This is a genomic window from Pseudomonas parafulva (genome assembly GCF_002021815.1).
Classification (GTDB): domain Bacteria; phylum Pseudomonadota; class Gammaproteobacteria; order Pseudomonadales; family Pseudomonadaceae; genus Aquipseudomonas; species Aquipseudomonas parafulva_B.
On sequence record NZ_CP019952.1, the window covers coordinates 1506131 to 1520638 of the forward strand.

The window sequence follows — 14508 nt, forward strand, 5'->3', positions numbered from 1 at the left end:
AGACAACATGTCCACTTTCGCGCAAATGATCGAAAACATCACCCCGGAAATCTACGAGAGCCTGAAGCTGGCCGTGGAAATCGGCAAATGGTCGGACGGCCGCAAGCTGACTGCCGAGCAGAAAGAGCTGTCCCTGCAAGCGGTCATTGCCTGGGAGATGAAAAACCTGCCCGAGGACCAGCGCACCGGTTACATGGGCCCGCAGGAATGCGCGTCCAAATCCGCCCCCGTCCCCAACATCCTGTTCAAGTCGGACTCGGTACATTGATCGAACTCGCTCGTGGCTCGTTGAGCAAGATGGCCGTCAGCCTGGCCGACCCCGTGGTGCAATACAGCTTTCGCCTAGGCGATACCCTGGTGCCGGTCAACCCCCTGATCGGCAAGCCGCTGCGCCTGCAATACCTGGGTGCCATCCATTGCAGCCACTGCGGCAAGCGCACCAAGAGCAGCTACAGCCAGGGTTACTGCTACCCCTGCATGACCAAGCTGGCCCAGTGCGACATGTGCATCATGGCTCCGGAGCGCTGCCACTACGACGCAGGCACCTGCCGCGATCCGTCCTGGGGCGAGCAGTTCTGCATGACCGACCACGTGGTCTACCTCGCCAACTCCTCCGGTATCAAGGTCGGTATCACCCGCGCCACCCAGCTGCCCACCCGCTGGCTCGATCAGGGGGCCAGCCAGGCCTTGCCTATCCTCAGGGTGGCCACTCGGCAGCAGTCCGGGCTGGTCGAAGACCTGCTGCGCAGTCAGGTGCCGGACCGCACCAATTGGCGCGCCCTGCTCAAGGGTGACGCCGAGCTGCTCGACCTGCCGGCATTGCGCGATCAGGTGCTGGAGGCATGTGCCGAAGGGCTTGGCCAGCTGCAGGCGCGCTTCGGCCTGCAGGCGATTCAGCCTCTGACCGACGCCGAGGTCGTGCACATGACATACCCGGTCCAGGCTTACCCGACCAAAGTGGTCAGCTTCAACCTGGACAAGAACCCGATCGTGGAGGGTACGCTGCTGGGCATCAAGGGCCAGTACCTGATCTTCGACACCGGTGTGATCAATATTCGCAAGTACACGGCCTACCAGTTGGCCGTGCTCCAGTAAAAGGGACCTGCAGATGCGTACCGAACAACCGCAAGTGATCCATCTCAAGGACTACAAGGCGCCTGAGTACCTGATCGACGAGACGCACCTGACCTTCGAGCTGTTCGAAGACCACACCCTGGTCCACGCGCAACTGATCATGCGCCGCAACCCGGTGCACGGGGGCGGCCTGCCTGCGCTGGTGCTCGACGGCCAGCAACTCGAACTGGTGCGCGCCGCCCTGGACGATGAACCCTTGCAGGAAGGCGACTACCAGATCGACGCAAGCAGCCTGACCGTTCAGCCACGGGCAGAGCACTTCACCCTCGACACCACCGTCAGGATCCATCCCGAAACCAACACGGCGCTCGAGGGCTTGTACAAGTCCGGCAAGATGTTCTGCACCCAGTGCGAGGCCGAGGGTTTCCGCAAGATCACCTACTACCTCGACCGCCCCGATGTGATGAGCATCTTCACCACCACGGTGATCGCTGAACAGCACCGCTACCCGGTGCTGCTCTCCAACGGCAACCCGGTAGGCAGCGGCCCTGCCGAGGACGGCCGTCACTGGGCGACCTGGGAAGACCCGTTCATGAAGCCGGCCTACCTGTTCGCCCTGGTCGCAGGCGACCTGTGGTGCGTGGAAGACACCTTCACCCGCCAATCGGGCCGTGATGTGACCCTGCGCATCTATGTGGAGCCGGAGAACATCGACAAGTGCGACCACGCTATGGTCAGCCTGAAGAAGTCCATGCGTTGGGACGAAGAGGTCTACGGCCGCGAATATGACCTGGACATCTTCATGATCGTCGCGGTCAACGACTTCAACATGGGGGCCATGGAAAACAAAGGCCTGAACATCTTCAACTCCAGCTGCGTGCTGGCGCGCGCCGAGACGGCCACCGATGCCGCGCACCAGCGGGTCGAAGCCGTGGTGGCCCATGAGTACTTCCATAACTGGTCGGGCAACCGCGTTACCTGCCGCGACTGGTTCCAGCTGTCGCTCAAGGAAGGCTTCACGGTGTTCCGCGATGCCGAATTCAGTGCCGACATGAATTCACGCACCGTCAAGCGCATCGAGGACGTTGCCTACCTGCGCACCCATCAGTTCGCCGAGGATGCGGGCCCCATGGCCCACCCGGTGCGCCCGGACAGCTTCATCGAGATTTCCAACTTCTACACCCTGACCGTGTACGAGAAAGGCTCGGAAGTGGTACGCATGGTGCGCACGTTGCTGGGGGCCGAAGGCTTCCGCCAGGGCAGCGACCTGTATTTCGAGCGTCACGATGGGCAGGCGGTGACCACCGACGACTTCATCAAGGCCATGGAAGACGCCAACGGCGTGGACCTGACGCAGTTCAAGCGCTGGTACAGCCAGGCCGGTACGCCGCGCCTGGAAGTGACCGACGCCTACGACGAAGCGGCGCTCACCTATAGCCTGACGTTCCGCCAGAGCTGCCCACCCACTCCGGACAAGGCCGAGAAGCTGCCCTTCGTGATCCCGGTCGAACTGGGCCTGCTCGATGCCCAAGGCAACGACCTGCCGCTGCAATTGGCGGGCGAGTCCTCGGCAGTGGGCAGCACCCGGGTGCTGTCGGTGACCGAGGCCGAGCAGACTTTCGTCTTCCAGGGCATCCAGGCACGGCCGTTGCCGTCGCTGCTGCGCGGTTTCAGTGCCCCGGTCAAGCTGAGCTTCCCGTACGACCGTGACCAGTTGATGTTCCTGATGCAGCACGACAGCGACGGCTTCAACCGCTGGGAAGCCGGTCAGCAACTGGCCGTGCAGGTGCTGCAGGAGCTGATCGGCCAGCACCAGCGTGGTCAGGCGCTGCAACTGGACCCGCGTCTGGTCAGGGCGTTGGCTACGGTACTGGGCGACACTTCGCTCGATGCTGCCATGGTGGCCGAAATGCTCTCGCTGCCAGGGGAGGGCTACCTGACCGAGATCAGCCAGGTGGCCGATGTGGACGCCATCCACGCAGCCCGCGAGTTCGCCCGCCGGCAAATTGCCGAGCAATTGTTCGAGCCACTCTGGACGCGTTACCAGGCCAACCGCGCGGTCTCGCGTGACACCGCGTACGTTGCCTCTGCCGAGCACTTTGCCCGCCGCAGCCTGCAGAACATCGCCCTGTCGTACCTGATGCTCAGCGCTGAACCGCAGGTGCTGCAAGCGACCCTGGAGCAGTTCGAGCAGTGCGACAACATGACCGAGCGCCTCACGGCCCTGGCGGTGCTGGTGAACTCACCCTTCGAGGCCGAGCGCGCCAAGGCCCTGGAAAGCTTTGCAGAGCACTTCAAGGACAACCCCCTGGTCATGGACCAATGGTTCAGCGTGCAGGCGGCCAGTACCTTGCCAGGGGGCCTGGCACGGGTGAAGGCGTTGATGCAGCACCCCGCGTTCACCCTGAAGAACCCGAACAAGGTGCGCGCGGTGGTCGGTGCCTTTGCCGGCCAGAACCTGGTCAACTTCCATGCCGCCGATGGCTCCGGTTATTGCTTCCTGGCGGATCTGGTGATCGAGCTCAATGCCCTTAACCCGCAGATCGCCTCCCGGCAGTTGGCGCCGCTGACCCGCTGGCGCAAATACGACGCCGCCCGCCAGGCCCTGATGAAGGGTGAGCTGGAGCGGATTCTGGCTTCTGGTGAGCTCTCCAGCGACGTCTATGAAGTGGTAAGTAAAAGCCTGGCATGACGCCGGGGCCCGCTTGAGGGCCACGGTTTCAACTGCCGACGTTGTTACGCTGCACAGGCAGCACCTGCGGGTGAGTCGTGTTCGCCCGCAGGCGCTGAATCCTCTGCCCGCGAACGGCTCGTCCTGCGCCGATAACAAAACATAACACCCCGCCCGTTGTGCTCCGCCAAATCCTCCCGTTACGATCACCGCACGCCCTTGCAGGCCTCTATTGCGGGCATTTGTGCGTCCTGCAAGGTATTGACCCACCCAACAAAAATACAATCGGGGGCAGTCATGAGGAAATGGAGCAGGCGCGCTGGATGGCCGGTAGCGGCCGCTGCAGCGCTCACCCTTGCACTGAGTGGATGGCAAGGCGCGCAGGCTGCGTCAGCCGATGAATACTCCACCGAATCGGCCAAGGCCAGTCAAAGGCTGTTGATCGACGCTGCCCATGCAGGCACGCGTGTGGTCGTGGTCGGCGACCGGGGCCATATCCTGTTCTCTGACGACCAGGGCAGCACCTGGACCCAGGCCCGTGTGCCAACCCGCCAGCTGCTGACGGCCGTTTTTTTCCTTGATGACAAGCGCGGTTGGGCCGTCGGCCACGATGCGCAGATCCTCGCCACTGGCGACGGCGGGGCGACCTGGAGCAAACAGTTTGAAGACCTGTCACGCGAAGCACCCTTGCTCGACATCGTGTTCCTCGACGCCCAGCACGGCCTGGCCGTGGGCGCCTACGGCGCCTTGCTCGAAACCACGGACGGGGGCCAGCATTGGCAGGACGTGGCCGAGCGCCTCGACAACCCCGATCAGTTGCACCTCAATGCTATCGCCAAGGTGCGTGACGCTGGCTTGTTCATCGTTGGGGAGCAGGGCGGCATGTTCCGCTCCGAGGACAATGGGCAGCACTGGCAGAAAGTCGAAGGGCCTTACCAGGGGTCGCTGTTCGGCGTGATCGGCACTGCCCAGCCGCGTACCTTGCTGGCGTTCGGCTTGCGCGGCAACCTGCTGCGCTCCACCGACTTCGGCGACACCTGGCAATCCATCCCCTTGCAGGCTGCGCGAGGCGAGCTCGAGTTCGGCCTGGCCGGTGCCACGCTGCTCGACGATGGCACCGTCGTGGTGGTCGGCAACGGCGGCAGCGTGCTGCGCAGCACCGATGCCGGCCAGACCTTCAGCGTCCACAACCGCCCGGACCGCATCGCCCTGTCCGGTGTCAGCGCCCTACCCAACGGCGAGCTCCTGCTGGTAGGGCAGGGCGGCGCCCACATCGCCAATGCCAAGGGGCTCGACGCCGCCGACAGTGAGGCACAGCCATGAGCAGCCAGGAGCACCTTCCCATGCAGCCGCATCATCAGGACAAAGCCACACTGCTCGAACGCCTGATCTTCAACAACCGGCCGGCGGTCATCATCCTCTGTGTGCTGGTCAGCCTCTTCCTGTTCTGGCAAGCCACACAAATTCGCCCCTCCACCAGCTTCGAGAAAATGATCCCGTTGCAGCACCCCTTCATCGAACAGATGATGGAGCACCGCAACGATCTGGCCAACCTGGGCAACACCGTGCGTATCTCGGTCGAGGCGGTCAAAGGCGACATCTTCGACAAAAACTACATGGAGACTCTGCGCCAGATCCACGACGAGGTGTTCTACATCCCTGGCGTCGATCGGGCCGGGCTCAAGTCGCTGTGGAGCCCGAGCGTGCGCTGGAGCGAAGTCACCGAGGAGGGGTTTTCCGGTGGCGAGGTGATTCCCAACACCTATGACGGCTCGCAGGCCAGCCTCGATACCCTGCGCGACAACGTGCTGAGGTCCGGGCAAATAGGCCGGCTGGTGGGCAACAACTTCAAATCCAGCATCATCGACGTGCCACTGCTGGAAAGTTACCCCGACCCGCAGGACCCGGGGCGGGTGGTCAAGCTCGACTACCAGCAGTTCTCCCACTTGCTCGAAGAAAAGATCCGCGACAAGTTCCAGGCCCAGAACCCCAATGTGAAGGTGCATATCGTCGGGTTCGCGAAGAAGGTCGGTGACCTCATCGACGGGCTGGTCATGGTGGTGATGTTCTTCGGCATCGCCCTGTTAATCACCTGGGTGTTGTTGTACTGGTTCACCTGGTGCATCCGCAGCACCATCGCGGTGCTGATTACCACTTTGGTGGCGGTGGTGTGGCAACTGGGGCTGATGCACGCGGTCGGCTTCGGCCTGGATCCGTATTCGATGCTGGTGCCGTTTCTGATCTTTGCCATCGGTATTTCCCACGGTGTGCAGAAGATCAACGGCATCGCCCTGCAATCGAGCGATGCAGACAACGCCCTGACGGCGGCCAGGCGCACGTTCCGGCAGCTGTTCCTGCCGGGCATGATTGCCATCCTCGCCGATGCCGTGGGCTTCATCACCCTGTTGATCATCGACATCGGCGTGATCCGCGAACTGGCTATCGGTGCCTCCATCGGCGTCGCGGTGATCGTCTTCACCAACCTCATCCTGCTGCCGGTGGCCATCTCCTATGTGGGTATCAGCAAGAAAGCCATCGAGCGCAGCAAGCGCGATGCTACGCGCGAGCATCCGTTCTGGCGTCTGTTGTCGCGCTTTGCCAGCCCCAGGGTGGCGCCTGTTTCCATTGCCCTGGCCCTGGTCGCCTTCGCCGGGGGCCTGTGGTACAGCCAGAACCTGAAGATCGGCGACCTCGACCAAGGGGCACCGGAGCTGCGGCCCGACTCGCGCTACAACCAGGACAACAACTTCATCATCAGCAACTATTCCACCAGCTCCGATGTGCTGGTGATCATGGTCAAGACGGCCGCCGAGCAGTGTTCGGTGCATTCGACCCTGGCGCCGATCGACGAGCTGATGTGGACCATGGAAAACACGCCTGGGGTGCAGTCGGCCATTTCCCTGGTCAGCGTGTCCAAACAGGTGATCAAGGGCATGAACGAGGGTAGCCTCAAGTGGGAAACCCTCTCGCGCAACCCCGATGTCCTCAACAACTCCATCGCACGGGCCGATGGTCTGTACAACGGCGATTGCTCGCTGGCGCCGGTGCTGGTGTTTCTCAATGACCACAAGGCCGAGACCCTCGAACGGGTGACGGCGGCTGCCAAGGCCTTTGCCGACAGCCACGACAGGGAAGGCTTGCAGTTCCTGCTGGCTGCCGGCAATGCCGGTATCGAAGCGGCCACCAACGAGGTGATCAAGTCGGCCGAGCTGACCATCCTGATCCTGGTCTACCTGTGTGTGGCGATCATGTGCCTGATCACTTTCCGTTCCTTCGCCGCGACCCTGTGCATCGTGCTGCCCTTGGTATTGACCTCGGTGCTGGGCAACGCGTTGATGGCGTACATGGGCATCGGCGTCAAAGTGGCGACGCTGCCGGTGGTTGCGCTGGGCGTGGGTATTGGCGTGGACTATGGCATCTACATCTACAGCCGCTTGGAGAGCTTCCTGCGCGCTGGGCTGCCGTTGCAGGAGGCCTATTACCAGACCCTGCGCTCCACCGGCAAGGCTGTGCTGTTCACCGGCCTGTGCCTGGCCATCGGGGTGTGTACCTGGATCTTCTCGGCCATCAAGTTCCAGGCGGATATGGGCCTGATGCTGACCTTCATGCTGTTGTGGAACATGTTCGGGGCGCTGTGGCTGCTGCCGGCGCTGGCGCGGTTCCTGATCAAGCCCGAGAAGATGGCAGGCAAGGCGGGGGGCTCGATTTTCGCCCATTGAAACGACCGGTTGGTGTGCGTCCATGGGGGTATAATGCGGGGTTTTTCCACACGCAATGTCCCGTACAGGTACCCCCATGTCCCCTCTCGCCAGCGCCTTGCAACACTGCGACATGCTTTTGATAGACGGCCTTCACGCGTTCGATTTCACCTGCGACGAGCAGGGCCTTGCCATCGAATGCATGGACGGCCGCCAACTGCGCCGTTGGGTATTCACCGCCGCGCAGGTCGATGCAGCCAGTAAAGAAGTGAACGACTGGCGCATCTGCACTGCCGAAAGTGAGCACCGACTCATCTGTCTGGATGCATTTCGCGCCCCGGAAGAAGACCATGAACCGGACCTGGAAGACCCTGCTAACCGCTAGTTGCATGACCCTGACCTACACTGCCCAGGCTGCCACCTTGCTGGTTGGCACCTACACAGACGGTGCCAGCCAAGGCATCTACCGCTACGCCTTCGACAGCGAAGCCGGCACAATCCGCCCCGAGCCGCTGCAGGTGGTAGAGAGCGTCAGCCCCTCGTGGCTGGTGCTTTCCGAAGACAAGCGCCTGCTGTTTGCCGTCAATGAAACCGCAGACGGTCACGTCAGCGCATTCAACATTGCCAGTGATGGGAATGTACGCCTGCTCGATCAACTGTCTAGCCAGGGCGACGAGCCTACCCACGCCAGCCTTAGCCAGGACCAGCGTTACCTGTTCGTGGCCAACTACGCGGTCGATCCCGACCCAGGCGGCGGCCTTTCGGTGTTGCCGGTTGACAGGCAGGGTGCCTTGCAGCCGGTGATTCAGCAGGCGCGCCACCAGGCCAGCGGGGTCAACCCCGAGCGGCAGGCCAGCGCCCATGTCCATTCGGTGGTGCCGTCCCCGGACGGCCAGCATGTCTATGCCAGCGACCTGGGTGCTGACAAGGTGTTCGTCTACCGCTATGACGGGGCGAGCACGAACAAGCCACTGACCCCGTCACAGCCTGCCTCGGTTTCGTTGCCTGCGGGCAGTGGACCACGCCACTTGTTGTTCGACGCCAGCGGTAAGCATGCCTACCTGACCTTGGAGATGCATGCCGAAGTGGTGATGTTCGATGTCCGGGAGGGCGACCTGATCGAACGCCAGCGTCTGCCACTGACCGAGCGCCAGGAGGCGGCTGCCAAGGCGGGCGCGGGCTTGCACCTGTCGGCAGACGGTCGCTTTCTGTACGTCAGCAACCGCGGCACGGCCAACGAGATCGTCGTGTTCAGCGTCGGCAAGCAGGATGGACGGTTGGCGTTGGTGCAACGTCGGTCGGTCGAAGGTGACCACCCCCGTGAATTCGCGCTGGACCCCAGTGACAGGTTCCTGCTGGTCGCCAATCAGAAGAGCAACCAGATCAAAGTCATGCGCCGCGACCCGCTCACGGGCAAGCTGGGGGAAACGGTACAGACTTTCGATCAGCCGGCGCCGTCGGATCTGAAGTTCATGCGCTGACCTTCGCGTGCGATGACAGCTGTTGTCACTTGGCCATAATGGCTCTGAATAAGTCCGAGTCCAACCAGCCCTGCAGCCAGCCACGCACCCGCGGGTAGGGGGCTGTGGCAAACCAGTCGGGCTGGACCGCGGCGAACTGCCGGATCAGCGGCAACAGTGCGGCGTCGGCGATACTTGGGTGATTGGCCAGCAGGTAGGGTCGGCCGTGAAGCAGGTGCTCCAGGCGTTCCAACCAGTGTTGCGCAGCTTCGCGGTAGTCGTGCTGTGAGTGCTGTGGATAGCGCTCGGCATACTTGTACAGGTTCACTTGGGCCTTGAAGGTGGTGTCGTTGACGGCAATCAGCGCTTCGGCTTGCTGCGCCGCTTCGGGCGAGCTCAACAGGCGCCAGTCTTGCGGGTCGTTCTGCGCCAGTGCCCAGCGCATGATATCCAGGCTTTCATCGAGCACCTGGTTCCCGGTGTCCAGCACCGGAACGGTGCCCTTGGGTGACAGCGCCAGCAGGGCGGCGGGCTTGTGTTTCATTGCCACCTCCTGCACGGTCACCTCACAGCCGGCATAGCGCAACGCGAGCCGGGCACGCATGGCCCAGGGGCAGCGGCGAAACGAATAGAGGATCAACCGCACACCTCGACGTCACTCAGGCCGTTGCCCAGACGCCGGACCTGAATTTGCACCGGTATGCGCTCGTGCATTTCCTGCACGTGGGAAATCACCGCGACCTTGCGACCCTGGGCCTGCAAGCCGTCCAACGCGTCCATGGCCAGTTGCAAGGACTCGGGGTCGAGGCTGCCGAAACCTTCGTCGATGAACAGCGACTCGATGCGCAACGTGCTCGATGCCATCGAGGCGAGCCCCAAGGCCAAAGCCAGGGAAACCAGGAAGGTCTCACCCCCTGACAGCGAGTGCACCGAGCGCAGTTCATCGCCCATTTCGGTGTCCAGTACCAGTAACCCCAGCGCACTGCCGCCGCGCTTGAGCCGATAGCGCCGCGCCAGTTGACGCAGCTGGGCATTGGCATGGTGCAACAGCAGATCGAGGTTGTAGCCTTGGGCGATCTTGCGGAACACATCGCCCGAGGCCGAGCCGATCAGGCCGCTGAGCCGAGCCCAGCGCTGCCACTGCTGACGGGCCTGCTCGATCTGCTCGGCCAGGGCCTGCGAGGCGTGCTGACGTCGCTGGTCATCGGCCTGTTGGGCCCGCAGTTCGGCGCAGGTCTGCTCGTGAACGACCAGACGCTCGCGCAGTTCGAGCAGCGCCTGGTCCACATCCTGGACCGAGGTGTCGAGCGTCATCAGCGCCGCGTGCTGGCGCAGGCGCTGCTCGCGCTCCTGAAGCAGCACACGGCTCTGCTCGAGGGCTTTTTCCGCGCCCTGCAGGCGCTGGCGCAGTTCACTGGCCTGGGTGTCGTCCATGGCCAGCAGGCGATCAAGCCCTGCATCGTCCAGCTCCGGGTGTGTGGCGCGCCACTGGGCGATCTGATCCTGCAGCTGCTCGGCTTCTTGCTCCAGCGCCTGCAACTGCTCGGTGCTGGCCTTCAGTTCACCGGCCACCTGCACAGCCTGGGTGTGCAGGCCTTGCAGGCGCTGGGCGAGGTCCGCTTCGACCGCGCGCGCTTGCTCCAGCGCGGCGTCCATGTGCTGTTGCCAGGCCTCGGCACTGCCGTGCTCGCCCAGTAACTGCGCGAGCATGGCCTGGGCATGCTCGCGCTGCTCCTCCAGGGCTTTGAGCTGCTGGTCACGCTGGGCGAGGCTTTGCACACGCACCTGCTGTTGATCGTGCAGTTTGTCCAGCTGGACCTGGCGAGCTTGCTGTTCTTCCAGCTCATCCTTGCGCTGGTCGAGCTGTTGCAGGCGCTGGGCGATCTGTTGGTCAAGGGCAAGAAACGCGTTGGCCGGATCGTCTCGCAGCGCCTTGAGCGCTTCGTCGGGCAGGACCCCAGCCAAGTCCGCGAGCCCTTGCTGCAGGAGGCGCTCGTCGTTTTCCAGGGCCAGGTGTTGTTGCTCCAGGTGCCGCTGCGCTTGTTGGTGCGCGTCCTGGGCGGCTTGCAGTTGCTGGTTGAGACGCGCGGCCTCTTTCTGCAGGCTGAGCAAGGCCCGCTGGCGCTTCTCGTCGTTGCCGATCTCTGTATCCAGGCGCCGTAATTGGCCGTCGAGCCAACTGCTACGGGCATGGTCGTCCTGGGGCGCCAGAGCAGGCCAGAGGGCATGTTCATGAAGCTGCGCAACCAAAGGCTGCAACTGCTCGTCCAGCGCCGGCAGTTGTTGCTGAAAGTCCTTGAGCTGAGCATTGACCACCCCTAGCTGGGTGCGCAGCTCGACCAGGCGCGTGTTGAGCGCTGCCACCTGACGCTGGGCAGCCTCTTCTTCGGCTTGGTCATGTTCGCCCAGGCTTTGCAGCAACACTTCGGGCTGATGGAACGGGTGTTCGGCGCTGCCGCACACAGGGCAGGGCTCGCCGTCGCGCAGTTGCTCGCGCAGGGCTTGAACCGTGGTGTTGCGGGCCAGCCGCTGGCGCTCCAGCAGTTGACGCGTCAGGTTCAGCGCCTGCTCGGCGCTTTCCAGTTCAGCCTTGGCGGCGGTGCCTTCGCCAATCAGGCGCTGGCGCTCGACCATGGCGTGCTGCTGGCGATCACGCAGGGTGGCCTGTTGCTGACTCAACTCGAGCACGCGGGCGTGTACACGCGTCAATTGCTCCACGGCGCGATGCTGCTTGCGGTTGTCCTGCAGCATGCTGCCGAGCAGGTCAATCTGTTCTACCAGGGCGTCGGGCTGCGCCTTGGCTTCGCGGAATAGGGCGTCATGGGCGTCGCGCTCGGCCTGCAGGTGGGCAGTGGCCTGGCTGGCTTGAGCCTGCAGGCCGGGCAGTTCCTCGCGGCCTTTGCCCAGCCGGCCGCCGATCAGCATCACCTGCTTGAGCTGCGGCAGATAGGCATGCCACGCACCGGCCAGCCCGGCCAGGTGCTGGCTCTCGGCCAACGCCGTGTCGATCTGGGCCAGTTGCTGTTGACTGCGTTCTTGGCTGGCTTGCAGTTGCTGCAACTGCTGTTGGCCCTCAGCCACTTGATGTTCGGCCTGCTGGCTGTCGCTGCGCTGGACGGCCAGTTGCTGATCGAGGCGGGCCAGGTTGTCCTGGGCCGTATAGGCTTGGCGCAGCAGCGGGCCTGCCTCGCTATGGGCGGCCTGGGCGGCGGTCAATGCAAGATGTGCTGTTTCCAACGCCTGCTGCTGCTCGGCTGTCCGCTGTTGCAGCTCGGCGTGATGCCGGGTGTGTTCGGCAAGCCTGGCGATGATCGGCGCGCGCTGCGCCGCCAGTGCCTGCTGGCGGTGAAACTGATGGCGCTGCGGGGCAAGACGCTCCAGGCGCGCCAGGTCCAGGCGCGGCTCGGCCAAGGCTTGCCAGTCCTGCTCGGCAGCCTCCAGGGCAGTGCGGGCCTGCGCCTGCTGGGCTTGCAACTGGTCATGTTCGATCAACCCACCGCGCTGCTGCTCCAGCTGTCGCTCGCCAGCCTGGGCGGTTTTGAGCTCGCGTTGCGCCTGTTCCAGACGTTGGTCCAGGTCGGCGCGGGCATCCGCGGCCATGGGCAGCAGGTGGCTGGCTCGCTCTTTCAAGGCGGCATGCGCCTCGCCCGCCTCGCGTGCTCGGACAAAGGCCCGTTGGCCCAGGCGCGAATAGATCGCGGTATTGGTCAGTTTTTCCAGCAGTTCGCTGCGTTCGCGGTCGTCGGCCTTGAGGAACGCCCCGAACTCGCTTTGCGCCAGCATCACGGCGCGGGTGAACTGTTCGAAGTTAAGGCCCAGGCGCGTCTCGATCAGCTGCTTGTATTCGTTCTTGCCGCTGCCCAGCACCTGCTCGCTGTCCAGGTCGTAGAAGCTCTGGCGGCTGAGCTGGAGCTTGCCGTTGGCCTTGTCGCGAGCACGGTTCGCCTCCCAGCGCGCCCGGTAGCGGCGCCCGTCGACGCCGACGAAATCCACCTCGGCAAAGCCACTGCCGGTACCGCGACGCAACAGGTTGCGCGGGTCCGAAGTGGGGATCTCGCCATCGCCGTCCGGCACCTTGGCCTCACGGCCGATGTCATTCAGACGTGGCACCGTACCGAACAGCGCCAGGCACAGCGCGTCGAGCAGGGTGCTTTTACCTGCCCCGGTGGGGCCGGTGATGGCGAACAGACCCGCGCCTGCCAGGGGTTCCTGGGTGAAGTCGATATCGATCGGGCCCGCCAGCGATGCCAGGTTCTTCAGGCGAATGGCAAGAATCTTCATGGTTGCTCTTCTTCGTGCTGTACGTCCTGCAGCAGCAGGGCGAAATCGGCCAGCGTCTGCTCATCGGCAGGGTCGCCATAGGCTTGCGCCCAGGCACGGTTGAACAGGTCTTGCGGGGTCATCTGGGCCAGTTCGACGAACGCCGGGCCTTCGTCGTCGGCCGTTCGGCCGGCGTACTCGGCACCAATGCGAATCAACCGCACGGCTTTGGCGTGCAGCGCGGTTTCGATCTGCTGGCGCAGGTCGGGCTGCGGCTCGTTCAGCACGACACGTACCTCCAGCCAAGGCTGGCGGTTGGGGTCATCGAGCAGGTCCACCGCGGGCAGGTCGGCCAGTTGCGTCAAGACCTCGTTCAGTGGGGCCGGCCCTATGCGTTGCAGCGGCACGGCACGCGGAACTGGGCGAGCCTCGACACTGGCCAGCGCCGCGCCGTCGAAAGTGACTTCCAGCACCTGGTGGGGGTAGTTGACCTCCGCGAACGACAACGGAATGGGCGACCCGCTGTAGCGGATACGGTCTTCGCGGTTGACCTTCTGGGGCTTGTGCAGGTGGCCCAGGGCGACGTAGCTGATGGCCTTGTCGAAGAGCTTGGCCGGCAATGCCTCGGCGTTGCCGATGATCAGGCTGCGCTCGGAGTCTTCGGAGACCGCACCGCCGGCCATGTGCGCATGGCTGATGGCGATCAGCGCCTGGTCCTTGCGCTGCCTGGCCTGGGCGGCGGCGATCAGTTGCTGGTGGACCCGCGTGATGCCTTGCAGGTAGTCGTCGCCCAGTTGCAGGCCGGTCACCTCCGCCGGCCGCAGGAACGGCAAGGCCAGGCACCAGGCGGTCACCTTGCCGCGCGCGTTGGTCAGCGGAATCAGCAGCCGCTCGACATCCAGTTGCCCATCGTCCAGCCAGTGCACACGGCCCAGTGCGTGGGTGCGCAGGCGACGCATCAACGGCGCAGGCAGCTCGATGCGCGAGCCGGAGTCGTGGTTACCGGCGATCATCACGATATCCAGTTTCGGCTGCTGTTCGTGGGCCTTGACGATGAAATCGTACAATCGCTCCTGGGCTTTGACCGGCGGGTTGACGGTGTCGAAGACGTCGCCTGCGATCAACAGCGCATCAGGCTGGCGCAGGTGCAGTTGGCCGAGCAGCCAGTCGAGGAAGCAGGCGTGTTCGAAGTCGCGTTCCTGGCCATGGAGGCTTTGGCCCAGGTGCCAATCGGAAGTGTGAAACAGACGCATGGATGACCTGTGGGTATGAAGGTGCACGGGCGGGCAAGGGCGTTATGGTACCCCATGGACGCGGCGCTGTGCGGGCTGGTAAAGCCGGTCAG

General features: G+C 63.8%; 10 protein-coding genes. 7 read left to right on the forward strand and 3 right to left on the reverse strand.

Annotation, left to right across the window (positions count from 1 at the left end):
• Positions 1–7: 7 nt before the first annotated feature.
• The 7 genes from B2J77_RS06755 to B2J77_RS06785 all read left to right on the forward strand — a co-directional run bounded on the left by B2J77_RS06755 (position 8) and on the right by B2J77_RS06785 (position 8924).
• On the forward strand, positions 8–268 hold the full coding sequence (locus B2J77_RS06755; protein WP_023533690.1) for a YeaC family protein: 261 nt from the start codon (positions 8–10) through the stop codon (positions 266–268).
• Complete coding sequence (locus B2J77_RS06760; RefSeq protein ID WP_058637660.1) at positions 265–1095, forward strand: DUF2797 domain-containing protein; 831 nt, start codon at positions 265–267, stop codon at positions 1093–1095. Before B2J77_RS06755 ends, B2J77_RS06760 begins: the two co-directional genes overlap by 4 nt.
• A gap of 13 nt (positions 1096–1108) precedes the next feature.
• Positions 1109–3766, forward strand: a complete 2658-nt coding sequence (gene pepN, locus B2J77_RS06765; RefSeq protein WP_078478236.1) for an aminopeptidase N — start codon at positions 1109–1111, stop codon at positions 3764–3766.
• A 276-nt stretch (positions 3767–4042) separates the two neighbouring features.
• Positions 4043–5068 (forward strand): WD40/YVTN/BNR-like repeat-containing protein, encoded by a 1026-nt coding sequence (locus B2J77_RS06770; protein WP_058637658.1) that lies wholly within the window; start codon positions 4043–4045, stop codon positions 5066–5068.
• Between the two features lie 20 nt (positions 5069–5088).
• Entirely contained in the window at positions 5089–7464 is a 2376-nt protein-coding gene (locus B2J77_RS06775) for an efflux RND transporter permease subunit (RefSeq protein WP_058605517.1), read from the forward strand.
• Between the two features lie 76 nt (positions 7465–7540).
• The gene (locus B2J77_RS06780) at positions 7541–7828 is read left to right on the forward strand and encodes a DUF5629 family protein (RefSeq protein ID WP_058637657.1); all 288 of its coding nucleotides are present in this window, start codon (positions 7541–7543) and stop codon (positions 7826–7828) included.
• Positions 7794–8924, forward strand: a complete 1131-nt coding sequence (locus B2J77_RS06785; protein WP_058637656.1) for a lactonase family protein — start codon at positions 7794–7796, stop codon at positions 8922–8924. The genes B2J77_RS06780 and B2J77_RS06785 overlap by 35 nt, the downstream gene beginning before the upstream one ends.
• 25 nt (positions 8925–8949) lie before the next feature.
• Here the strand turns inward: B2J77_RS06785 and B2J77_RS06790 are convergent, their stop codons facing one another.
• Genes B2J77_RS06790 through B2J77_RS06800 form a run of 3 tightly spaced genes read right to left on the reverse strand, consistent with a single transcriptional unit; the run spans position 8950 to position 14416 of the window.
• Entirely contained in the window at positions 8950–9543 is a 594-nt protein-coding gene (locus B2J77_RS06790; protein ID WP_078478237.1) for a glutathione S-transferase, read from the reverse strand.
• Positions 9540–13184: an AAA family ATPase gene (locus B2J77_RS06795; RefSeq protein ID WP_078478238.1), complete on the reverse strand. Its 3645-nt coding sequence runs from the start codon at positions 13182–13184 to the stop codon at positions 9540–9542. Before B2J77_RS06795 ends, B2J77_RS06790 begins: the two co-directional genes overlap by 4 nt.
• Positions 13181–14416, reverse strand: coding sequence for an exonuclease SbcCD subunit D C-terminal domain-containing protein (locus tag B2J77_RS06800; protein ID WP_078478239.1), 1236 nt, complete (start codon positions 14414–14416; stop codon positions 13181–13183). Before B2J77_RS06800 ends, B2J77_RS06795 begins: the two co-directional genes overlap by 4 nt.
• Between the last annotated feature and the right edge of the window lie 92 nt (positions 14417–14508).

Bases quoted from the DNA above. Each gene is read 5' to 3' on its own strand.
- B2J77_RS06800 (WP_078478239.1), bottom strand. From the start codon at position 14,416: ATGCGTCTGTTTCACACTTCCGATTGGCACCTGGGCCAAAGCCTCCAT.
- B2J77_RS06780 (WP_058637657.1), top strand. From the start codon at position 7,541: ATGTCCCCTCTCGCCAGCGCCTTGCAACACTGCGACATGCTTTTGATA.
- B2J77_RS06775 (WP_058605517.1), top strand. From the start codon at position 5,089: ATGCAGCCGCATCATCAGGACAAAGCCACACTGCTCGAACGCCTGATC.
- B2J77_RS06770 (WP_058637658.1), top strand. From the start codon at position 4,043: ATGAGGAAATGGAGCAGGCGCGCTGGATGGCCGGTAGCGGCCGCTGCA.
- B2J77_RS06795 (WP_078478238.1), bottom strand. From the start codon at position 13,184: ATGAAGATTCTTGCCATTCGCCTGAAGAACCTGGCATCGCTGGCGGGC.
- B2J77_RS06785 (WP_058637656.1), top strand. From the start codon at position 7,794: ATGAACCGGACCTGGAAGACCCTGCTAACCGCTAGTTGCATGACCCTG.
- B2J77_RS06755 (WP_023533690.1), top strand. From the start codon at position 8: ATGTCCACTTTCGCGCAAATGATCGAAAACATCACCCCGGAAATCTAC.
- pepN (WP_078478236.1), top strand. From the start codon at position 1,109: ATGCGTACCGAACAACCGCAAGTGATCCATCTCAAGGACTACAAGGCG.